Annotated in this window: 21 protein-coding genes and 2 pseudogenes; 13 read left to right on the top strand and 10 right to left on the bottom strand. The window is 51.3% G+C overall.

Features of this window, described 5'->3' with window-relative positions; all coding sequences use genetic code 11:
• A partial coding sequence (locus OGX94_RS02910) for a helix-turn-helix domain-containing protein (protein WP_286568661.1) occupies positions 1-202 on the top strand: 202 nt, incomplete at its 5' end.
• Positions 203-226: 24 nt separating this feature from the next.
• A pseudogene (locus OGX94_RS02905) lies at positions 227-720 on the top strand (IS1 family transposase); the annotation flags it as partial.
• Positions 721-776: 56 nt separating this feature from the next.
• On the opposite strand, the gene OGX94_RS02900 reads toward OGX94_RS02905, so the two are convergent.
• The 3 genes from OGX94_RS02900 to OGX94_RS02890 are packed head-to-tail and all read right to left on the bottom strand — an operon-like array spanning position 777 to position 2604.
• Positions 777-1136 carry a hypothetical protein gene (locus tag OGX94_RS02900; protein ID WP_023252380.1) on the bottom strand — a complete coding sequence of 120 codons (360 nt, stop codon included), beginning with the start codon at positions 1134-1136 and terminating at the stop codon, positions 777-779.
• 36 nt (positions 1137-1172) lie between these two features.
• Entirely contained in the window at positions 1173-2009 is an 837-nt protein-coding gene (locus OGX94_RS02895; protein WP_072067916.1) for a lysozyme inhibitor LprI family protein, read from the bottom strand.
• Between the two features lie 31 nt (positions 2010-2040).
• Positions 2041-2604 (bottom strand): hypothetical protein, encoded by a 564-nt coding sequence (locus OGX94_RS02890; RefSeq protein WP_023252382.1) that lies wholly within the window; start codon positions 2602-2604, stop codon positions 2041-2043.
• 263 nt (positions 2605-2867) lie between these two features.
• On the opposite strand from OGX94_RS02890, the gene OGX94_RS02885 reads away from it, so the two are divergent.
• Positions 2868-3248, top strand: coding sequence for a helix-turn-helix domain-containing protein (locus OGX94_RS02885; RefSeq protein WP_048275726.1), 381 nt, complete (start codon positions 2868-2870; stop codon positions 3246-3248).
• 146 nt (positions 3249-3394) lie between these two features.
• Here OGX94_RS02885 and OGX94_RS02880 read toward each other — a convergent pair whose 3' ends face one another.
• Positions 3395-3811 carry a hypothetical protein gene (locus OGX94_RS02880; protein WP_286568653.1) on the bottom strand — a complete coding sequence of 139 codons (417 nt, stop codon included), beginning with the start codon at positions 3809-3811 and terminating at the stop codon, positions 3395-3397.
• A gap of 266 nt (positions 3812-4077) precedes the next feature.
• On the opposite strand from OGX94_RS02880, the gene OGX94_RS02875 reads away from it, so the two are divergent.
• The 3 genes from OGX94_RS02875 (at position 4078) to OGX94_RS02865 (ending at position 6468) form a co-directional block, all read left to right on the top strand.
• Positions 4078-4332, top strand: coding sequence for a helix-turn-helix transcriptional regulator (locus OGX94_RS02875; protein ID WP_023252385.1), 255 nt, complete (start codon positions 4078-4080; stop codon positions 4330-4332).
• Between the two features lie 91 nt (positions 4333-4423).
• Entirely contained in the window at positions 4424-5554 is a 1131-nt protein-coding gene (locus OGX94_RS02870) for a hypothetical protein (protein WP_286568651.1), read from the top strand.
• A gap of 296 nt (positions 5555-5850) precedes the next feature.
• On the top strand, positions 5851-6468 hold the full coding sequence (locus OGX94_RS02865; protein ID WP_003024049.1) for a trimeric intracellular cation channel family protein: 618 nt from the start codon (positions 5851-5853) through the stop codon (positions 6466-6468).
• Here OGX94_RS02865 and ligB read toward each other — a convergent pair.
• Positions 6465-8144 carry an NAD-dependent DNA ligase LigB gene (gene ligB / locus OGX94_RS02860; protein WP_257662175.1) on the bottom strand — a complete coding sequence of 560 codons (1680 nt, stop codon included), beginning with the start codon at positions 8142-8144 and terminating at the stop codon, positions 6465-6467. The two genes, OGX94_RS02865 and ligB, sit on opposite strands and share 4 nt — an antisense overlap.
• 261 nt (positions 8145-8405) lie before the next feature.
• Here ligB and gmk point away from each other — a divergent pair, with 261 nt between their 5' ends.
• The 5 genes from gmk to recG are packed head-to-tail and all read left to right on the top strand — an operon-like array spanning position 8406 to position 14273.
• Positions 8406-9029, top strand: coding sequence for a guanylate kinase (gene gmk / locus OGX94_RS02855; protein ID WP_003024042.1), 624 nt, complete (start codon positions 8406-8408; stop codon positions 9027-9029).
• Positions 9030-9083: 54 nt separating this feature from the next.
• The gene (gene rpoZ / locus OGX94_RS02850; protein WP_000135058.1) at positions 9084-9359 is read left to right on the top strand and encodes a DNA-directed RNA polymerase subunit omega; all 276 of its coding nucleotides are present in this window, start codon (positions 9084-9086) and stop codon (positions 9357-9359) included.
• Positions 9360-9377: 18 nt separating this feature from the next.
• Positions 9378-11492: a bifunctional GTP diphosphokinase/guanosine-3',5'-bis pyrophosphate 3'-pyrophosphohydrolase gene (gene spoT / locus OGX94_RS02845; protein WP_003024038.1), complete on the top strand. Its 2115-nt coding sequence runs from the start codon at positions 9378-9380 to the stop codon at positions 11490-11492.
• A gap of 4 nt (positions 11493-11496) precedes the next feature.
• A complete protein-coding gene (trmH, locus tag OGX94_RS02840; protein ID WP_063941164.1) occupies positions 11497-12186 on the top strand; it encodes a tRNA (guanosine(18)-2'-O)-methyltransferase TrmH in 690 nt (229 codons plus the stop codon).
• Between the two features lie 5 nt (positions 12187-12191).
• Positions 12192-14273 carry an ATP-dependent DNA helicase RecG gene (gene recG, locus OGX94_RS02835; protein WP_003827244.1) on the top strand — a complete coding sequence of 694 codons (2082 nt, stop codon included), beginning with the start codon at positions 12192-12194 and terminating at the stop codon, positions 14271-14273.
• Between the two features lie 42 nt (positions 14274-14315).
• Here the strand turns inward: recG and gltS are convergent, their stop codons facing one another.
• The gene (gltS, locus tag OGX94_RS02830; protein WP_164562361.1) at positions 14316-15521 is read right to left on the bottom strand and encodes a sodium/glutamate symporter; all 1206 of its coding nucleotides are present in this window, start codon (positions 15519-15521) and stop codon (positions 14316-14318) included.
• A gap of 225 nt (positions 15522-15746) precedes the next feature.
• Between gltS and xanP the strand changes: the two genes are divergently transcribed.
• Positions 15747-17138, top strand: coding sequence for a xanthine/proton symporter XanP (gene xanP / locus OGX94_RS02825; RefSeq protein ID WP_003024026.1), 1392 nt, complete (start codon positions 15747-15749; stop codon positions 17136-17138).
• A 121-nt stretch (positions 17139-17259) separates the two neighbouring features.
• Positions 17260-18969, top strand: a complete 1710-nt coding sequence (locus OGX94_RS02820) for an AsmA family protein (RefSeq protein ID WP_257662174.1) — start codon at positions 17260-17262, stop codon at positions 18967-18969.
• 42 nt (positions 18970-19011) lie between these two features.
• Here the strand turns inward: OGX94_RS02820 and OGX94_RS02815 are convergent, their stop codons facing one another.
• The 4 genes and pseudogenes from OGX94_RS02815 to OGX94_RS02800 form a co-directional block, all read right to left on the bottom strand.
• Positions 19012-19689, bottom strand: a complete 678-nt coding sequence (locus OGX94_RS02815; protein ID WP_003827238.1) for a D-lyxose/D-mannose family sugar isomerase — start codon at positions 19687-19689, stop codon at positions 19012-19014.
• A gap of 49 nt (positions 19690-19738) precedes the next feature.
• Entirely contained in the window at positions 19739-20599 is an 861-nt protein-coding gene (locus tag OGX94_RS02810; RefSeq protein ID WP_003827236.1) for a ketose-bisphosphate aldolase, read from the bottom strand.
• Between the two features lie 80 nt (positions 20600-20679).
• Positions 20680-21531 (bottom strand): class II fructose-bisphosphate aldolase, encoded by an 852-nt coding sequence (locus OGX94_RS02805; RefSeq protein WP_063941166.1) that lies wholly within the window; start codon positions 21529-21531, stop codon positions 20680-20682.
• A gap of 11 nt (positions 21532-21542) precedes the next feature.
• Positions 21543-22559, bottom strand: a pseudogene (locus OGX94_RS02800) (PTS fructose transporter subunit IIC); the annotation flags it as partial.
• Positions 22560-22632: the final 73 nt, after the last annotated feature.

Below are 22632 nucleotides of genomic sequence, written 5' to 3'. Positions count from 1 at the left end.
CTTTGAATGGGTTCATGTGCAGCTCCATCAGCAAAAGGGGATGATAAGTTTATCACCACCGACTATTTGCAACAGTGCCCTTTTGCCTAAGGTGGTTGCGATGAGGGCCGAGGGACGCAGCTATCGCTGGATCGCACGCGAGCTCGGTATCAGCAAGAATACCGTCGCTGACATCGTGCAACGACACAGAGCTAACGCTTAGGGTGTCATTTCGCCCTCAGCCGGAACCGACCCCATTATGGGCGTTGGCCTCAACACGATTTTACGACACTTAAAAAACTCAGGCCGCAGTCGGTAAACTCACGCATACAACCGGGCAGTGACGTCATTGTTTGCGCGGAAATGGACGAACAGTGGGGTTACGTCGGCGCTAAATCACGCCAGCGCTGGTTGTTTTACGCGTATGACAGGATACGGAGGACGGTTGTGGCGCACGTATTCGGTGAACGCACGTTGGCCACGCTGGAGCGTCTTCTTGGCCTGCTGTCGGCCTTTGAGGTCGTGGTATGGATGACGGATGGCTGGCCGCTTTATGAATCACGCCTGAAGGGAGAACTGCACGTTATCAGCAAGCGATATACGCAGCGCATTGAGCGGCATAACCTGAATCTGAGGCAGCATCTGGCAAGGCTGGGCAGGAAGTCACTGTCGTTCTCAAAATCGGTGGAGCTGCATGACAAAGTCATCGGGCATTATCTGAACATAAAACACTATCAGTAAGTTGGAGTCATTACCCAATATTGGCAAGTACCAAATCATAGCACTTGCCATATAAATTACTTTTTCTTGTATTTTCCGTCCATTGAACCAACAGCAGAAACACCGCAATAGTTCTCGCAGCTACGGGTCATTACATTAACAGAACCATCCTTCAACTCACTAATCACCGCTACACATGCGCTCGATGAATCGCTGTAGACCCAGCGATTTCTCTGCCCTGCACCCGCCCCTACGGATTCAGCAATGCCCTCCATATTACAAACACCGGAAGCATTCCCATGAGATGCGTTAATATTAAATTCAACAGCGCCACTCCCCTGTGACAAAGATAAAGCGCCATTCCGTTTAATGTATTCACCGGCATGTGCCATAGATAAACCTGACGCCAGAATAAATAACAAAATTGTCTTTTTCATTTCAAATCCTTAGTTTAATTAAAAACTTCACATAATCTATAACTTGGCATTATTTTTATCTAATACCAGAGCTGCATAATAATAGAAAGTCGAAGTAAGTTGATTAGCCTGATCTGTCGTTACAACTTCTATGAAATCATCTCCTGCAACTAATCCATTAAGATACAATTCACCATCCTCTTCATGAAATAAAAAACCTGTAGATGGCTTACCTGTTACTTTTATTCTAAATCCAAAGTAGCCGCCATTATCAATTTTACTCATTGACTTAATAGATGGCATATCAAGCATCAAGGATAAATACTCCTGCAATGTACTATATCGCGAATAATTAGACGCAAAGTAAACATATATAGGTGATGCTAACTGAGTTTTAGAAAATCCTAATCTTGAAATTTCCGATGAATATTTATTTTCCAGTTCTTGTATAACTTCATTTTTCGGACGTCTGTTTGAATTAACTTCCTGCCTGGATGTCTCCCTCTCTTTATTAATCTGCCTACTAATATCTTGAGTAGATATGCAGCTTAATTTTTCCGAAGAAGAACCATACCGTTCACAAATTTCATCTACACGCCATTCGTATAAACTTCTGATGCAGGAATATTCACTGCAAGCATTTCTTTTATTAAGCCATGCTATTTGATCTTTTTTAAGGAGATCTTTAACTTTTTGTGAGCGGTTAGAGTTCATAACTGCAAGATAGTTATTTGATAGTGCTTCATCCATTCTATTCAGAACATTATCAGAGCAGATTATTTTTTCATAACTGGCATTAGCTTTTAAACAATCAAAAGATGCGGCATAACTTGCCGTACTACATGCCATTAAGGATAAAAACAAAAACGTTTTTTTACTTATTATATTCTTCATGAGACAGCCTCGTTGGTAAATTTATAATGAGTCAGCCAATCGCATAAGTACGGGATACATAGGGAGATTCGATAAGCCTAAACGTCCCCGCACCGACAACATGATTCATGACTTTTACATTCTGGACAGATGACTTTTCGCGTGATTGTGTTCGATGATAAAATGCGGAATATGCCACCAACCCTTCCCCCCAGCTAATATCTCTTGTTGGGGCAACAATCGCATTACAGAATGATTTGTGCAGAGTGAATAACTCTTCTGCGCCATTACCAACAGAGCAACTTGAGAAACAGATACATTTCCCTCTTAATATCGGCCATGCCAGTCGATCTAAATCACGCCATGTAATAATAGAGTCATCTGTTAGCGCAAAGCCTTTATCATATCCATGCGCACTAATATGGACATATTTTATGTTTTCTCTATGGGCGACCTTTAAGGCTTTAATAAGCGTTTTTTCATTAATCACCTCAATGCTCTTGGCATTAACACCCTGTAATTGAAGTATCCGCTTTAATGTTTCTCCTTCACCTCTGCCATCATAAATATCCTGATCGCTACGTGATTCAATAATCAATATTTCCTGTTTTTTCATCAGCCACGCCAAACAAGATATTCATTTATGAGTTTGTTATAGACATATCAAAAAGATCCCGTTTTCAGTTTAGGGAACAAAACGAAGTTTGGTTACCGCAAAAGCGTCAGATTACGAGGTATCCACTCTCTTACTCCCCTCCCTTCACCACAATGACTATAGATGCGCAAAACCCATTTATATTCCATTGATGATGTTCATACAAGAGAAAAAAGGCCACAAACTTCCATCTATAGACATTTTAAGGAAGTGAAGAGCAGTATATGGCCCAGTTACCCTCAGATAGTGCAGACAAACAGGTAGGCCAACGCATTCAAATGCGTCGTAAAGAGCTGGGAATGACAGCCCAGCACTTAGCGGAGCTTGTTGATATATCCCACCAACAGCTTTCGCGTTATGAACGAGGAACAAACAAGATAAACGTAGCTCATCTTGTGAACATCGCCATCCAGCTTAATACACCTATTAGCTGGTTTTTCATTGATTGCTTCTCGACGTTAGATACTGAAGCCAAGAAGCAGCATGATTTCGTACCCGTAAAAGATTCTGATTTGAAAAGTCGTCTGGATAATATATGGCCTCGTCTGACACATGAGCAAAGACGAATATTGATTATGTTTCTTGATAAATACACCAAACAATAATGATAAACAACGGCTTTTTTAGCCTATAATTTTCAAAACAGACCATACTCATTCATCTTCATCTAAGATAGATAGCCGGTTAAGAAGAGTTTTTTCATTTAACAATTGCTTAATATGTCTCTTTTTCCAGTTAGTCCCTTCATTATCTACAAATATCGAAAGAGGAGTACGGATTTTTTCTCTCTGAAATTTTCAGCTATTTGAGAATCAGAAAGTCCTTTATCATTTTTAAGATGATCAACAACTTTATACAAATGATATAGCTCTTTGGCCGCTTGTGATTGGGGATCATATAACTGCCTCAACTTTTCTATACGAAGCAAATAAACTAAGGCCGAAGAATAGTTTTCTATGAGGTTGCGCATTTGAGGCTGTGGTCGTCTATGCCCCAAACTTTCACACAAATCAGCCAATTTCTCATAGTCAGCGCTATTAAGCCTGATTGAGATTTTATGCTCCCCTAATTCTTCCAGTCGTTCTTTACGTATATTTTGATACTCAATGTTCTTCTGACGTCGGACCGCCAGTTCGTCCCCTTTCAGACGCTTTTCCACTTTCGCCATAATCTTTATACCTCATATCTAAATCTGATGATCAGACTACTCCTCAGACGATAGCTGTCAAGATTTCAGTCTGATGATCAGACTTACAATCAAACATAGTCTGATCATCAGATTTCCATGTTTTCAGGCATCAAGAGCCATTTTAAGTGATTTTTAGTGAAGTCTGATGATCAGACAACTCCATTTAACGCAAAAATTTAGCGATTTTGGAAATCTGTAAAGGCGGTTTGCATCAATTGGATGCGTAAATCGAACAGGTTTTTACGATGAATGCTTCACGTCTGATCAAACTGAAAACAGTCCTTGAATACTGCGCTTTCTCACGGGCTACGCTCTATCGCCAAATCAAAGCAGGCCATTTCCCTGAACCTGTTCGCCTGACTGGCGGTTTGGAGGATGCAAACACCGCTTCTCGTTCAGTCGCATGGAGAGAGGAAGAAATACTGCAATGGATAGATAACCGCCAGAAAGTGCCGTTATCAGAAACAAGGAAAATTGAGCGGAAAAGTTCATCGCTCTAATAGCACGTTATATGCACATCTATATGGATAGTGATTATCTGGTTCAATACTCACTATCCCATATCAATAGTTATTTCTGTAAGGGATACAAATGTTACTGAACAAACGCAATATAGATTTTTGTTATTCACTCGATGTTGGCAAAACTACCAAAGATAAACAGTTAAAAATGAGAACTGATAAACTCTGTGTTGTAAGTCGATTTGATAATGACGCAGAAATGAACGAAACATATGTCAGTCTGGAAAGTATGAATCATGCTAAATCCAAAAAATATCGTGTTCAATATATCCGAACCAATGAGGAAAAACCTTACCGTAAGGCATTACTGATCAGGGGAAAGAAGAAAAACTCACCAGTATTGTTGCGTATTGATTACTCCCCCATAAATCGTAACACAGGCGGAATACGTTTAGATTTTCGTCCACAACATATGACGCCTCAAAAAATAGATCATTTATTATCGTGGATAAACCGCCAATTAGGAGAAATATGTTATCAACTGCTGGCGCGAGCCTGGATTACGCAAATTGATGTCGCTCTCGATGTCTACAACTGCAAGTTAGATGATTACATATGGGGTTTGGAACGTTCAGGAAAGACAGCATATTTTAATAAAGAAGATGGTTTGCCGGGTATCAGGATAGGTAGTTATCGCTCTCTTTTACATTTTCTTTGCTACGGAAAAATAGACGCTAACAGCGGTAGAAAACTGGTATTTCAGGAAAGAGCCAAATTCATTAACATCAATTTTGATGAGTATCAGCAATTCCTGCGTATTGAAGCGAGGTACAGGCCAAATGCAACACCCACAAGCAAAAACGGTAATGTGTTGATGCTGGCCCATATTTTAGAGATGAGAAATCCTTTCGAGCGGCTCCGGGTCTATTCGAAAGATTTAGGGGATGAGCTATTGGACAGACGGTATCTTTACGCGCTCCCAAACGCTCCCAGCATCGCTGAAATGAAGCGCTACATGATGGATGCTATGCAATGCTCACGCTTGCCTCGCAAAGTCGATAGACTCATTGCAGAGTACGAGATAGAGCTGTTCGATAAACATACAGTCTGGATGCAGTGGTCACGCTGCGTTGCTCAATTAAGCGGCATTTTCAGTATAGCGTCTGTTTTCTGTGTACATAAGAGTGTACATAAGAGTGTACATAAGAGTGTACATACTGAAAATATGGAGTATAGAAAACTCAATAAAATCAACAAATAAACACCATTACTCAATATTCAGATTCAACATCGAATAAGTAGTCATTCAACGTAGCCCGCCAATAAATGGCGAGGCTACGTGTTTTTCCCGCCGCTTTAGTACTCTCCCCATTCAGTCCGAATTATATTTTCTCATCATTCATTATCACTACCCATAACACAAAGCGCATATCACCACGTATTTTCAGCACAGTCGCATTAGCTGTAGTTATTAAAATCACTTCACCTTAGAAAATCTCAATCGTGACAATGCGCACAAATCGCTAACCTTAGCCCCCAGCAAATCAGGGGGAATACATGCTGTTACACGTTTTATATTTAATTGGTATTACTGCCGAAGCCATGACCGGTGCGCTTGCTGCTGGGCGTCGTCGTATGGATACATTTGGCGTCATCATCATTGCCACCGCGACGGCCATTGGCGGCGGATCGGTACGCGATATTCTTCTCGGCCACTATCCTCTTGGCTGGGTAAAGCACCCTGAATACGTCATTATCGTGGCGACCGCTGCGGTACTCACCACCATTATTGCTCCCGTCATGCCCTATCTGCGCAAAATATTCCTCGTACTGGATGCGCTGGGCCTTGTGGTCTTTTCTATTATCGGTGCTCAGGTGGCACTGGATATGGGCCATGGACCGATTATCGCCGTGGTCGCTGCGGTCACGACCGGCGTCTTCGGTGGCGTATTACGCGACATGTTCTGCAAACGCATCCCGTTAGTGTTCCAGAAAGAGCTGTATGCTGGCGTATCATTCGCCGCTGCTGTGTTGTACATCGTGCTGCAACATTATGTCTCCAGTCACGATGTAGTGGTTATCTCTACCCTGCTCTTCGGCTTTACCGCCCGACTGCTGGCGCTGCGTCTGAAGTTAGGGCTACCGGTATTTTACTATCGCCATGAAGGCCATTAAGGCATAAAGCCCGCGATCCGCTGAGCAGCTAACCAGTTGCTCAGCGCAGTGATTTCTCTATTCTCCAGCCACTGCATCACCTGGCGTGCCCGCCGCTCCCCCATGAAAGGCAAGTGCCGCCAGCTTTGTTCACTGCGCGCCTGTAACTGCTGCCACGAACTATCCCGGCTGGCATTTAGCGTTGCCTGTGTTAACGGTATTCCCATAGCAATCACCCAGCGCGTGAACGGGAGATCGCGCGACAGGTTGAACTGATGCCACAGCTTCTCCCCTTTGATTACACCAAGTGTGGACTGTAACTGTTCCTGAGTTAACCCAAACCAGGAAAAGATATGTTCAAAGCGATACACCTGGTTGAGCTTTCGCCATCCCGCCTCGCCGATCCCCTCCACCCCCAGCACCTCTTTGCCGCCCAGCCAGACCAGTCTGGCAACAAACTGTTCCTGGCACTCCGCTGTAGCATAAAAACAGGTTAATGAATTGAAGCGCCCCTCGGGGGGTATTGGCTTAGTACGCTGAGTGCTGCGCCAGACCACCCCGTCTATACGGGGTATCCCTTGTCCGGCCAGGCTCACCAGAATCTGATCGCCAGGCGCGATATCCCATTCATTCCAGCGTCGGACGGAGCCAATATTGACGCGCTGTACGCGTTTATCATCCAGCATGACGGGAGTCAGCAATGCAACCACCGCAATTTTCCCGCTTTTACCAACGGAGAACTGAATACCCGTTACCTCAGATACCCTCGTCACGGGAGGATGTTTCCACGCCGCCAGCCAGTCACCCTGTCCGGGTAGCCAATACTGTGCCCGTGGTTCTTTTGCCGTTCGCACCACGACACCATCCGTCACAAAAGGTAATGCTGAACTCCACCACCTGATGCGCGACTTTTCGACGTCATCCGCATTCTTCACGGCCTGAGTATAGCGTTGCGTGTAACTGAACCCGGCAGCCGTGAGCTGCTCCAGTCTTTCAGACATGACCGCCGGACCATCAGGCCAGGCCCAGATAAAAATTGCCAGCGAGCGTAACATTTCCGGATTGCCCTGGCGCATCATCAATCCAGCAACCTTCGAGCGGGCATTCATTCCCCCGCTCTGCTTCTGAATATGCCCCTCTTGCTGCAAAAATATCTCACCCTGCAACGTACTGTTAGCGAGTTTCCCCCTGGTGGAATGTGGTACGGAAGGGATCTGCAGAACCTTTTGCGTCCAGTCTTCGCCTTGCAGGCCATTACCACGGCTAATCGCCCGTACCAGATTGCCATTGCGATAGACTAACGTCACCGCCACGCCATCCACCTTCGGTTGCACCCAGAGATTGCTGCGAGCGTGCATCCATTGCTGTAGCGCTTGCTTATCAGCAAGTTTTCGAACGCCCGTATGGGGAACAGGATGCGAGACGGTGCCACTTATTGGGGGCGCAGAAAGATCTGATGGGGCTTCATCGCCAAAACAGCGCTGCCATTGAATTAGTTGCGCATTGAGCTGGTCATAAACGCCGTCGTCTACGGCACTTTCCCCTTGTTTCCAGTAACTGTCATTCCACTGTGTAATCTGCTGCTGTAGTCGTGAAATTTCCTCGTTTGCCCTGGCAGGCGACCAGACGGGGCATACAGCCCATGCGGGTAGATACCCCATTAGCAAAACCAGCCCTATGCATTTCCATAATCCCATGCTATCTCCGCTGAACGATATGTTTCCCGGCAGGTATAGCGCGAAGTGAAATAGAAACAGAGCGGCAAAAATTCATCCTGCGAACAGCTTTCCGGACATTTACATGTATTGCTGCAAATCATCGATAAAACAGGAAACTGGTACGCAAAACGCAATAAACATGCGCAAAAAGTGTGACAAGGGCTACGTCACATAGCGGCTACGTGTATAATAAGCCCGTATGTAGGCTCTCTTTCGACAATCACATACATTAAGATACTCATGGCTCAAGGCACGCTTTATATTGTTTCTGCCCCCAGTGGCGCGGGTAAATCCAGCCTGATTCAGGCTTTATTAAAGACCCAACCGTTGTATGACACCCAGGTTTCTGTTTCGCACACCACGCGCGCACCGCGCCCGGGGGAAGTGCACGGTGAACACTATTTCTTTGTGAACCATGATGAATTCAGAACCATGATTGGTAGAGACGCGTTCCTGGAACACGCGGAGGTTTTCGGTAATTACTACGGCACCTCGCGTGAAACCATTGAGCAAGTATTAGCATCCGGCGTAGACGTCTTTTTAGATATCGACTGGCAAGGTGCGCAGCAAATTCGTGAAAAAATGCCGCATGCGCGCAGTATTTTTATTTTGCCACCGTCTAAGATTGAGCTGGACCGGCGCCTGCGTGGCCGCGGTCAGGATAGCGAAGACGTGATCGCGAAACGTATGGCGCAAGCTGTTGCAGAAATGAGCCATTACGCCGAATATGATTATCTTATTGTGAATGATGATTTCGACACCGCCCTGGGCGATTTGAAAACCATCATTCGCGCCGAACGTCTGCGCATGAGCCGCCAAAAGCAGCGTCATGACGCTTTAATCAGCAAACTGTTGGCAGACTGAACCCACATTCAGTATCATGCCCAGTCATTTCTTCACCTGTGGAGCATTTTAAGTATGGCACGCGTAACTGTTCAGGACGCTGTAGAGAAAATTGGTAACCGTTTTGACCTGGTACTGGTCGCCGCGCGTCGCGCTCGTCAGATGCAGGTAGGCGGAAAGGATCCGCTCGTACCGGAAGAAAACGATAAAACTACCGTTATCGCGCTGCGCGAAATCGAAGAAGGTCTGATCAACAACCAGATCCTCGACGTGCGTGAGCGCCAGGAACAGCAAGAGCAGGAAGCCGCTGAATTACAAGCCGTTACCGCTATTGCTGAAGGTCGTCGTTAATCACAAAGCGGGTCGCCCTTGTATCTGTTTGAAAGCCTGAATCAACTGATTCAAAACTACCTGCCGGAAGACCAGATTAAGCGTCTTCGGCAGGCGTATCTCGTTGCACGTGACGCTCACGAGGGCCAGACACGTTCAAGCGGTGAACCCTATATCACGCACCCGGTAGCGGTAGCCTGCATTCTGGCCGAGATGAAACTCGACTACGAAACGCTGATGGCTGCGCTGCTGCATGACGTGATTGAAGATACCCCAGCCACCTATCAGGACATGGAACAGCTTTTTGGTAAAAGCGTTGCAGAGCTGGTAGAAGGGGTATCGAAGCTTGATAAGCTTAAGTTTCGCGATAAGAAAGAGGCGCAAGCTGAAAACTTTCGCAAGATGATTATGGCGATGGTGCAGGATATCCGCGTCATTCTCATCAAACTTGCCGACCGCACCCACAACATGCGCACGCTGGGCTCATTACGCCCGGACAAGCGTCGCCGCATCGCCCGCGAAACCCTCGAAATCTATAGTCCGCTGGCACACCGTTTAGGTATTCATCACATTAAAACCGAGCTGGAAGAGCTGGGTTTTGAAGCGCTGTACCCAAACCGCTATCGCGTGATTAAAGAAGTGGTTAAAGCCGCTCGCGGCAACCGCAAAGAGATGATCCAAAAAATCCTCTCGGAAATCGAAGGGCGTTTGCAGGAGGCAGGTATTCCGTGTCGCGTAAGCGGGCGTGAGAAGCACCTGTACTCTATTTACTGCAAAATGGTGCTCAAAGAGCAGCGTTTTCACTCCATCATGGATATCTACGCATTTCGCGTCATCGTTCATGATTCCGATACCTGCTATCGCGTACTCGGCCAGATGCACAGCCTGTACAAACCACGCCCTGGTCGCGTGAAAGACTATATCGCCATTCCGAAAGCGAACGGATATCAGTCTTTGCACACCTCAATGATCGGCCCTCATGGCGTCCCGGTTGAAGTACAGATTCGTACTGAAGACATGGACCAGATGGCAGAGATGGGTGTCGCAGCGCACTGGGCTTACAAAGAGCACGGCGGCGAAAGCAGCACCACTGCGCAAATCCGCGCTCAGCGCTGGATGCAAAGCTTGCTGGAACTGCAGCAGAGCGCCGGTAGCTCGTTTGAATTTATTGAAAGCGTCAAATCTGATCTCTTCCCGGATGAGATTTATGTTTTCACACCGGAAGGACGCATTGTCGAACTGCCTGCCGGTGCAACACCTGTCGACTTCGCCTACGCTGTGCATACCGATATCGGTCACGCCTGCGTCGGCGCACGTGTAGACAGACAGCCTTACCCGCTTTCACAACCGCTCTTTAGCGGTCAGACAGTTGAGATTATTACCGCGCCGGGCGCACGTCCGAATGCCGCGTGGCTAAACTTCGTCGTCAGTTCGAAAGCGCGCGCCAAGATTCGCCAACTGTTGAAAAACCTCAAGCGCGATGATTCCGTCAGTCTGGGGCGTCGACTGCTCAACCATGCCCTGGGCGGTAGCCGTAAACTGGCTGAGATCCCGCCAGAGAGCATTCAGCGTGAGCTTGAGCGCATGAAGCTCGCCACGCTTGACGATCTGCTCGCAGAAATCGGTCTGGGTAACGCCATGAGCGTGGTGGTAGCGAAAAACCTCCAGCAGGGCGAAGCAACAGCGAACGTACCAGCACAATCCGGCCATGGTCATCTGCCGATCAAAGGCGCTGACGGCGTACTGATCACCTTCGCGAAATGCTGTCGTCCAATTCCAGGCGATCCAATCATTGCCCACGTCAGTCCGGGTAAAGGTCTGGTGATCCACCATGAGTCCTGCCGTAATATTCGTGGCTACCAGAAAGAGCCAGAGAAGTTTATGGCGGTGGAATGGGATAAAGAGACGGAGCAGGAATTCATCACCGAGATTAAGGTGGATATGTTTAACCACCAGGGTGCTCTGGCGAACCTGACGGCGGCAATCAACACGACCACCTCCAATATTCAAAGTCTGAATACGGAAGAGAAAGATGGCCGCGTTTATAGCGCCTTTATTCGCCTGACCGCTCGCGATCGTGTGCACCTGGCGAATATCATGCGCAAAATCCGCGTCATGCCGGACGTGATAAAAGTCACCCGTAACCGAAACTAGTCTTATGAATGAACAGCGCTATGCACGTATCCGCGAGATGCTCGCACGTCGTCAGCCCGATCTGACCGTCTGCATGGAGCAGGTTCACAAACCTCATAACGTTTCTGCGATTATTCGTACTGCAGATGCGGTCGGCGTGCATGAAGTCCACGCCGTCTGGCCGGGTAGCCGCATGCGCACTATGCTCTCTTCTGCCGCAGGCAGTAACAGTTGGGTGCAAGTCAAGACCCACCCGACTATTGGCGATGCGGTCACACATTTAAAAAGCCGGGGCATGCAGGTCCTGGCAACCCATCTGTCAGATAAAGCCGTGGATTTTCGCGAGATTGATTACACGCACCCTACCTGCATCCTGATGGGCCAGGAGAAAACCGGCATCACTCAGGAAGCGTTGGATCTGGCTGATCAGGACATCATCATTCCCATGACTGGCATGGTGCAGTCGCTGAACGTTTCTGTCGCCTCTGCGCTGATTCTGTACGAAGCACAGCGCCAGCGGCAAAACGCAGGGATGTACCGCCGAGAAAACAGCATGCTGCCACAAGATGAGCAACAGCGCTTACTGTTTGAAGGCGGTTATCCGGTGCTGGCGAATGTCGCTAAGCGCAAAGGTCTTCCCTACCCTCACGTAAACACGCAGGGCGAAATTGAAGCCGATGCAACGTGGTGGGCCACTATGCAATCTGCGAGATAAACGCGATGAAAGGCCGTTTACTGGATGCCATCCCACTCAACTCTCTGACCGGCGTTGGCGCAGCGCAAAGCAGTAAACTGGCGAAAATTGGCCTGCACACCGTGCAGGACCTCCTGCTCCACCTTCCTCTGCGTTACGAAGACCGTACCCATCTGTACCCAATTGGCGAACTGCTGCCGGGTGTCTATGCCACCGTTGAAGGCGAAGTGCTGAACTGCAATATCACCTTCGGCGGCCGCCGGATGATGACCTGTCAAATCAGCGATGGCTCGGGGATTCTCACCATGCGCTTTTTCAACTTCAGTGCAGCGATGAAAAACAGCCTTGCTACCGGGCGTAGGGTTCTGGCCTACGGCGAAGCCAAACGCGGGAAATACGGCGCAGAGATGATTCACCCGGAATACCGCGTACAAGGCGATCTCAGCACGCCAGAATTGCAGGAAACACTCACACCAGTGTATCCAACCACCGAAGGTGTGAAGCAGGCCACGCTGCGCAAGCTGACCGATCAGGCACTGGATCTGCTCGATACCTGCGCCATTGCCGAACTGCTGCCGCCAGAGCTGTTACAGGGCATGATGAGCCTACCCGAAGCACTGCGCACATTGCACCGCCCCCCACCGTCGCTGCAACTCAGCGATCTGGAAACCGGACAACATCCGGCGCAGCGACGTCTGATTCTCGAAGAACTGCTGGCGCATAACCTCAGCATGCTGGCGCTACGCGCCGGGGCACAGCGTTTTCACGCCCAGCCGTTAAGTGCTAACAACGCGCTAAAAGATAAGCTGCTGGCAGCATTGCCGTTCAAACCTACTGGCGCGCAGGCCCGCGTTACCGCTGAGATTGAACGCGATATGGCGCTGGATGTGCCGATGATGCGCCTGGTGCAGGGTGATGTCGGCTCCGGTAAAACGCTGGTTGCCGCGCTGGCTGCGCTGCGGGCTATCGCACATGGTAAACAGGTTGCGCTAATGGCTCCTACCGAATTATTGGCTGAACAGCATGCAAATAACTTCCGCAACTGGTTCGCGCCGCTGGGCGTTGAAGTGGGCTGGCTGGCGGGCAAGCAGAAAGGTAAAGCGCGTCTGGCGCAACAGGAAGCTATCGCCAGCGGTCAGGTGCAGATGATTGTCGGCACGCACGCGATTTTCCAGGAACAGGTGCAGTTCAACGGGCTGGCGCTGGTTATCATCGACGAACAGCACCGCTTCGGCGTACATCAGCGTCTGGCACTGTGGGAGAAAGGTCAGCAGCAGGGTTTCCATCCACACCAGCTAATCATGACCGCCACGCCGATTCCGCGCACCCTGGCGATGACAGCCTATGCTGACCTCGACACATCGGTTATCGATGAACTCCCTCCGGGGCGTACGCCGGTCACCACAGTCGCCATTCCGGATACCCGCCGCAGCGATATTATTGATCGCGTGCGCAACGCCTGTACCCACGAAGGACGTCAAGCATACTGGGTCTGTACGCTGATTGAAGAGTCTGACTTGTTGGAAGCTCAGGCGGCAGAAGCGACGTGGGAAGAGCTTAAACTGGCGCTGCCAGAACTCAATATTGGCCTGGTACACGGGCGCATGAAGCCCGCTGAGAAGCAGTCAGTAATGGCGGCCTTTAAGCAGGGTGAACTGCATCTGCTGGTTGCCACCACGGTGATTGAAGTGGGCGTGGACGTACCCAATGCCAGCCTGATGATTATTGAAAACCCGGAACGCTTAGGTCTGGCCCAGTTGCACCAGTTGCGTGGTCGCGTAGGCCGTGGCGCGGTGGCCTCCCACTGTGTCCTGCTCTACAAATCACCGCTGTCTAAAACCGCGCAGAAACGCCTGCAGGTTCTGCGAGACAGCAACGATGGATTCGTGATTGCGCAAAAAGATTTAGAGATTCGCGGCCCCGGCGAGCTGTTAGGTACTCGCCAGACCGGAACGGCAGAATTCAAGGTCGCAGATTTACTGCGCGATCAGGCGATTATCCCGGAAGTTCAGCGCATTGCCCGCCATATTCACGAACGTTATCCGCAACAGGCCTTGGCACTGATAGAGCGCTGGATGCCGGAAACCGAACGCTACTCCAACGCGTAGTTAATTCATAGCTGCGGCGGATGTTACCCCGCCGCACAGCCGTTATTGCGCGAAAATCGGTAACAGCAGATACAGCTTAATCACCAGCGCGTTGACGATATCGATAAAGAACGCCCCCACCATCGGCACCACCAGAAACGCCATATGGGATGGTCCAAAACGTTCGGTAATCGCCTGCATGTTGGCAATCGCCGTCGGCGTCGCGCCGAGGCCAAAACCACAGTGTCCGGCTGCCAGCACGGCGGCATCGTAGTTCTTACCCATCATGCGCCAGGTGACGAATATCGCGTACAGCGCCATGAAAATAGTCTGCACAACCAGGATTGCCAGCATCGGCAAGGCCAGTGAAGCCAGTTCCCACAACTTCAGGCTCATCAACGCCATCGCCAGGAACAGCGACAGACTTACGTTACCCAGCACCGAAACTGCACGTTCGAACACCCGATAAAAACCCAGTAGCGCCAGACCGTTACTGAGGATCACCCCAACAAACAACACGCAGACGAAGGTCGGCAATTCCAGCACTGTTCCAACCAGCATTTGCGCAACGATTTTACCCACCGTCAGACAGATAGCGATCAGAGCAATGGTTTCAATCAGCACCAGCGAGGTGATCATGCGCCCAACGTCCGGCTTTTCAAATGCGGTCGGCACGGCCTGATCGTCCGGCATACCGTCTGGCGTGGTGGAGTGTTTGACCAGATAGCGTGCCACCGGGCCGCCAATCAGTCCGCCCAACACCAGACCAAACGTTGCGCAAGCCATCGCCACTTCAGTCGCATTGGTGAAGCCATAACGTTCAATAAACAGCTTGCTCCACGCGGCCCCGGTTCCGTGTCCACCAGAGAGGGTGATCGAGCCAGCGATCAGCCCCATCAGCGGGTCCAGACCCAGTAGGGTCGCCATACCAATACCGATGGCGTTTTGCATCAGCAACAAGCCAACAACCACAATCAGAAAGATACCCACCACGCGGCCACCAGCACGCAGACTGGCGATATTGGCGTTCAGGCCGATAGTGGCGAAAAAGGCCAGCATCAGCGGATCGCGCAGGGTCATATCGAAGTCCACTTCCCAACCCATGCTTTTTTTCAGCACCAGCAGCGCAATCGCCACCAGCAATCCACCTGCAACGGGTTCGGGAATGGTGTATTTTTTCAGGAAGGAAACAGACTGGACGAGCTTACGTCCCAGCAGCAACACAAGGGTTGCCGCAACCAGCGTTGATAACGTATCGAGATAAAACATTTACAGCTCCATTAGTGCGTTTAGCACAATCACGCACGATGCATTCCAGACCGATTTTTAGCTCTTATTGAGTTTTCGGAGTGGATTTTAAGCAGAAAATGATGAAAAGTTATATAAAAATGTTTGTTTATCCGTTTTAAATATTAAGAATACCTGCTAGCAAACGTTTGCTTTTCTGCCCTGGTCAGATAAAATCACCGCTTTTCCACCATGGGATTGCCTCTGATGTCCGTTAACGCCGTAGAGTCAACAAATGCGCAACCGGTTGCGCAGACTCACAACAGTGAACTGATTTACCGTCTTGAAGATCGCCCCCCGTTAGCCCAGACCCTTTTTGCCGCCTGTCAGCATCTGCTGGCCATGTTCGTCGCGGTGATCACCCCTGCTCTGTTAATTTGCCAGGCGCTTGGTTTACCGGCTCAGGATACTCAACACATTATCAGTATGTCGCTGTTCGCCTCCGGCGTAGCTTCTATCATTCAGATCAAAGCCTGGGGACCAGTAGGCTCAGGGCTGCTATCCATTCAGGGCACCAGCTTTAACTTTGTTGCGCCACTGATTATGGGCGGTACGGCGCTAAAAACCGGTGGCGCAGATGTCCCAACCATGATGGCGGCGCTGTTCGGTACACTGATGCTGGCAAGCTGCACCGAGATGGTTATCTCGCGTGTCCTGCACCTGGCGCGTCGTATTATTACTCCGCTGGTCTCAGGGGTGGTAGTGATGATTATCGGCCTGTCGTTGATTCAGGTGGGTCTGACATCGATTGGCGGTGGCTATGCCGCAATGAGCGACAACACCTTTGGTGCGCCGAAGAATTTACTGTTGGCAGGCGTGGTGCTGGCGCTAATCATCCTGCTTAACCGTCAACGCAACCCTTACCTGCGCGTTGCGTCATTGGTGATTGCGATGGCGGCAGGCTATCTGCTGGCCTGGTTTATGGACATGCTGCCGCAAAATACCGCACCGGTAAGTCAGGACCTGCTGATGGTGCCAACGCCGCTGTATTATGGCCTGGGCATCGACTGGAGTTTACTGCTGCCGCTGATGCTGGTCTTTATGATCACTTCACTGGAAACCATCGGCGATATTACGGCCACCTCTGATGTCTCCGAGCAGCCGGTTTCTGGTCCGCTGTATATGAAGCGCCTGAAAGGCGGCGTGCTGGCGAACGGTCTGAACTCGTTTGTTTCCGCCGTGTTCAACACCTTCCCGAACTCCTGTTTTGGCCAGAACAACGGGGTTATTCAGTTAACGGGCGTCGCCAGCCGCTACGTTGGTTTTGTGGTGGCGCTGATGCTGATCGCGCTGGGCCTGTTCCCGGCAGTCAGCGGTTTTGTACAGCATATTCCTGAGCCGGTACTGGGCGGCGCAACGCTGGTAATGTTCGGTACTATTGCAGCATCCGGTGTGCGTATCGTGTCCCGCGAGCCGCTGAACCGCCGCGCGATTCTGATTATCGCGCTGTCGCTGGCAGTTGGTCTGGGTGTTTCCCAGCAGCCGCTGATTCTCCAGTTCGCCCCGGATTGGGTGAAAAACCTGCTCTCTTCCGGTATCGCCGCTGGCGGTATTACCGCAATCGTTCTGAATCTGGTATTCCCGCCAGAAAAGCAATAAGCAAAATGCGGCGTTGGTTCTGAATCAACGCCGCTGTAACGCTCTTTCACCATTCCCGCCTTGAGCATTGCGCCTAAATCGTGCATAACTTGACTATGTGCACTTCGCGGGATGGAAGACCATGAAATTTATTGGAAAGCTGCTTCTTTACGTGCTTATCGCCCTTGCAGTGGCGATTCTCGGCCTTTATTTTCTACTGCAAACCCGCTGGGGGGCAGAGCACGTCAGCGCCTGGGTTTCGGAGAACAGCAGCTACCATCTGGCGTTTGATGCCATCGATCACCGGTTTTCTTCCCCTTCCCATATTCTGCTGGAAAACGTCACCTTTGGCCGGGATGGTCAGCCCGCAACGCTGGTCGCTAAAACGGTCGATATTGGGCTGAGTAGCCGCCAAATCACCGACCCGCTGCACGTAGACACCATTTTGTTGCAAAACGGCACGCTGAATCTTTCCCAGCAAACAGCGCCGTTGCCGTTCCAGGCCGATCGCCTGCAATTGCAGGATATGGCGCTTAACAGCCCCGGCAGCGAGTGGAACCTCAGCGCCCAGCGCGTTAACGGCGGCGTCATTCCCTGGAGCCCTGAGGCAGGTAAAATTCTCGGAAGCAAAGCGCAAATTCAGCTCAGCGCCAGTTCGTTGACGCTCAACGATGTTCCAACTACCAACGTCTTGATTGAAGGCAGCATCGACCATGACCGGGTGACGCTAAGCAATATTGGCGCTGACGTGGCGCGTGGGGCATTAACCGGCGTAGCGCAACGCAATGCAGACGGGAGCTGGGTTGTGGAGAATCTGCGCCTGAACGATATCCGGCTGCAAAGCGACAAATCGCTGGCCGACTTTTTTGCCCCGTTAAGCACTATTCCTTCCCTGCAAATTGGTCGTCTGGAAGTGACGGATGCCCGTCTGCAAGGCCCCGACTGGGCGGTGACGGATCTCGATCTGAGCTTGCGCAACATGACCTTCAGCAAGGACGACTGGCAAACTCAGGAAGGAAAATTGTCGATGAACGCCAGCGAGTTTATTTACGGCTCTCTGCACTTCTTCGATCCGATTCTGAACGCCGAGTTCTCACCTCAGGGCATTGCGCTGCGCCAGTTCACCACCCGCTGGGAAGGCGGTATGGTCAGAACATCCGGAAACTGGATGCGCAGCAACAAAGCACTGGTCCTTGACGATGCCGCTATTGCTGGTCTGGAATACACGCTGCCGGAAAACTGGAAGCAGCTGTGGATGAACCCCCTGCCAGCGTGGTTAAACAGCCTGACGCTGAAGAAATTTAGTGCCAGCCGTAATCTGGTGATAGATATCGACCCCAATTTCCCGTGGCAGCTCACCGCGCTGGACGGCTACGGTGCTAACCTCGGGCTGGTACAGAACAATCAGTGGGGGATCTGGAGCGGTAGCACCACCCTCAACGCCGCTGCCGCTACCTTTAACCGTACCGACGTGCGTCGCCCTTCGCTGGCGCTGACGGCAAACAGCAGCACCATCAATATCAGCGAACTGAGCGCCTATACGGAAAAAGGACTTCTGGAGGCCACTGCCAGCATTTCGCAGCTACCTCAACGCCAGACGCAGGTCAGCCTGAACGGGCGCGGCGTGCCAATGACGATCCTGCAGCAGTGGGGCTGGCCCGCACTGCCGCTTTCCGGCGATGGCAACATCCAGCTTACCGCCAGCGGCAATATTCAGGCCGATGTGCCGCTCAAGCCAACGGTCAACGGTCAGCTGCATGCTGTGAACGTGGAGAAACAGCAGGTAACGCAAACTATGCAGGCGGGCGTGGTTTCGGGGAGTGAAGTCACTGCACCACCACCTGCGCAATGATTTATTGCCCGGTGGCGCTTCGCTTACCGGGCCTACTCACGCTCATAAACGAATATATTCACTGCACAACAGCCACTTCACCGGCTCGTCTTCTTCAATCAACGGGAAGCGACCGCCAGGTTCCAAAAAGTGGTTGTCATGCTGGTCGTCATTGACCATCGAGATTTCCCAGCCCAGCACAAACGCCTTCTCCGCCCAAAAGCGATGATACAAGCGCGGTGGCAGGCACACTCCTTGTCCCGGTTTCAATACCAGCGTCTCGCCAGCGTTAACTGTACGCCGCTGACCATCCACGCTAACCTCAACAACGCGTCGGGCGTCATACTCATCATCAGGCGTGGCCCACGCCAGTTGCATACACAAATCACCGCCGCCGCGATTAACGATATCTTCCATTTTATGGCGATGAAAATGCCATGGCGTTTGCTGATCCTGCTGAATTTGCAACATCTTTTCGGCGTACGGTTTGGGGTAGTCCGCTGACCCCATCAAACCATTGCGCAACGTTAGTAACGTCAGCCCCGTTTGCGCAAAATCTCCGTGCCCGAAGTCGGTAATATCCCAGCCCAACTGGAGATCGCGCACTTCACGCCACAGAGTTTGATCCTGTTGCCGCCAGGCATCGACCGTAAAATACGCAAAATCAGGCAGACAGACCCGAAAAGTCTCAGCGATGGCATGCGCTTTATCGACGGCATAATTAATGTGTGAACGCTTCATTCCACTTTTCCTTGTTGCGAAAGAGGCGGGTCGCCCCGCCTGCATGCCGTTAGTAAAGTGATGCTTTGCCGGTTGAACCGAACAGTTTCATTTTGTGGCGGATAACGTCCCGCGCGGCGCTAATGGCTTCCGGATAGATTACGTTCGGGTCCCACCAGGTTTCTTTCGCCAGAATTTCGCGGACTTTCTGGAAGTAAGCGTATTTCATATCGCTGGAAATGTTGATTTTGCCAACGCCCAACGTCACGGATTCGGCAATTTCCGCATCCGGGTTCGCGGAACCGCCGTGCAGCACCAGCGGAATATCCACACGTCCGGCGATATCGCGCAGGATGTTCATTTGCAGCTCTGGCTGCATCCCTTTCGGGTAGATCCCGTGCGCGGTTCCAATCGCCACCGCCAGCGTGTCTGCACCGGTTCGGGCGATAAAATCCTCTGCCTGAGCAGGATCGGTATAAGTAACCTTCGACACGCCGCCTTCCACTGACGTCCCGGTCTGGCCAATCGTTCCCAACTCCCCTTCCACCGAAACACCTACCGCATGCGCCAGTTTGACCACTTCGCGGGTCAGCGCCACGTTCTCTTCATATGGCAGCAGCGAGCCATCAATCATCACCGAGGTAAACCCACACTGAATCGCCCGCAAGACATGCTCAACCGAAGCGCCGTGGTCCAGATGCAGAGTAAAGGGAACCGGGCTACGCATGGTGATATCACGGACGTAGCTAAAAAACGCATCGCCGACAAAATCATGTTCGCTGGGGTGAATGGAGATAATCGCCGGGGTGTTGGTCGCTTCCGCTTCTTCCACTACTGCGCGTACAAAGCAGCTGTCCGCCACGTTGAATGCGCCGATGGCAAAACCGTGCTGACGGGTAGGTTGCAGTAATTCTTTCATCGAAACTAACATGTTAATTCTCCAGTTTCAGGGTGTAGAAAGCCCTGCCAGTGCGTCATCGCAGAGGCATAGAAGGCGTTACAGAAAATGAATCAGGCTTTGCCGATAGCGCCGCTGGCCTGCAGGTACGGAATAATGGCTTCCTCGCAGGCCTGTTCCATCAGGGCCAGGGCATCAACGAGTTCACCGGATGTGTCGCGACACAGGGTATGCAGTAGCGCAGCCTTTCCGGCTTCGAAAACCGCCGCACCAACGTTTATCTTGGCGACACCAAACGTCGGGCAGCGCTGTAGCTGGTCAAACGGCGTTCCGCTGCCGCCATGCAGCGCCAGCGGCACCGTTGATAACCGGGCTATTTCCTCCAGCCGCAGGAAATCAATAGCAGGTATGATACCCGGCGCGTACATGCCGTGTGCTGTACCCACCGACACCGCCAGCAAATCGATCCCGGTCTGTTGGATGAAGGGTTCCACGTCGGCGGCCTGGGTCATCAAATCAGCGTTAGCGGCGTGGTCATAGCACGGAGCATCGGCCAAATGACCCAGCTCGCCTTCCACGCACAGAGAAACGCTGGTTGCAAGCTCAACCACCGCCCGGGTCTGGCGAATGTTCTCCTCCAGCGCAAAGGCGGAGGCGTCGATCATTAAGCCGCTGAATCCGGCGCGAAAAACCTGGCGAATGCGTACAGGATCCTTTCCATGATCCAGCGCCAGCGCGACCGGTACCGAGGCTTCCTCTGCCAGCGTTTTGACCACCGCTGCCGCTATCGGGGCCGGAAAATGCTCCAGATGCCCCTGATACAAATTCAGAATGATGGGCGCACGGTGTTTCTCCGCCACTCGCACCGCTGCGCGGGCGCTTTCCAGGTTCATACAGTTGATGGCCAGCAGCGCGTACTGCTCGCGCCAGGCTTTGGTCACCATGCTTTTCATATCGGCAAACATAAGGCCTCCGGTTATTCCAGGGTGAAGGTGATTTCTTCGTCTTTCAGCTTTTGATCGCTGAGTTCGTCAAACTCTTCATCACGCTCGGTTACCGGTTTCTTCCACAGCGACAGCATGACGCCGCAAATCACCGTACCGATCCCCAGCGCCAGGCAAAACAGCAGCGGATGCGTAAAGAGCGGAACCACAAACATGCCGCCGTGCGGTACCGGGCTTTCGACACCCCACACCATAATCAGGCCACCCGCAATCGCCGATGCCACCACGCAGGAGCCCACCACGCGCAGCAGGTCGCGTGCCGCAATCGGAATGACCCCTTCGGTAATCATGCAGATCCCCATCGGGAATGCGGCCTTCAGCGCCTCACGTTCCGCACGGGTGTACTTGTGACGCGTCAACAGGAAAGAGAGCGTAATGCCAAATGGAGGGATCATCGAACCGACAAACTTCACCGCTTCCGGACCGTACACGCCGCTGACCAGCATGCCGTCAGCAAACAACGACATGGTTTTATTCACCGGCCCACCGAAGTCGAATGTCGCCATCGCACCGAGGATAGCGCCCATCAGAAAGCGGGATCCGCCCTGCATAGACTCCAGCAGATGAATCAACGCGTCCTGCAGCCAGGCAATCGGCTTGCCAATCAGCGTCATCATCAACAGGCCGCCGATAACGGTACTCAGTACCGGCAGCACCATGATGGGCATCAACCCCTGCATCGACTGCGGCAAACGGATATAGCGCTTGAGCAGTAGGACGGTATAACCGACCAGAAATCCGCCCAGCATCCCGCCGATAAAACCGGTATGAATTTCTCCGCAGACGAAGCCGACAATCAGACCCGGCGCGAATCCCGGACGGTCAGCAATGGAGTACGCAATCGCCGCGCTAATCAGCGGTACGATTAACCCCATCCCCCAGCCGCCAATCTGGTTGAGCATCCAGGGAATGGTTCCTGTTTTTTCACCGACGTTAGTGCCGCCAAGTATTTGCCCGAGAGCAATACAGATCCCGGCGGCGACAATTAAGGAAGGTGCGAACAAGTTCCTGATATGAGATCATCATATTCATCCGGAGCGCATCCCAGAGGGACATCATGAG

This window comes from Citrobacter sp. Cpo037 (assembly GCF_030332945.1).
Classification (GTDB): domain Bacteria; phylum Pseudomonadota; class Gammaproteobacteria; order Enterobacterales; family Enterobacteriaceae; genus Citrobacter; species Citrobacter portucalensis.
Note: the sequence above shows the minus strand (reverse complement) of the source record. Positions and strands in the feature narration are given on the sequence as shown.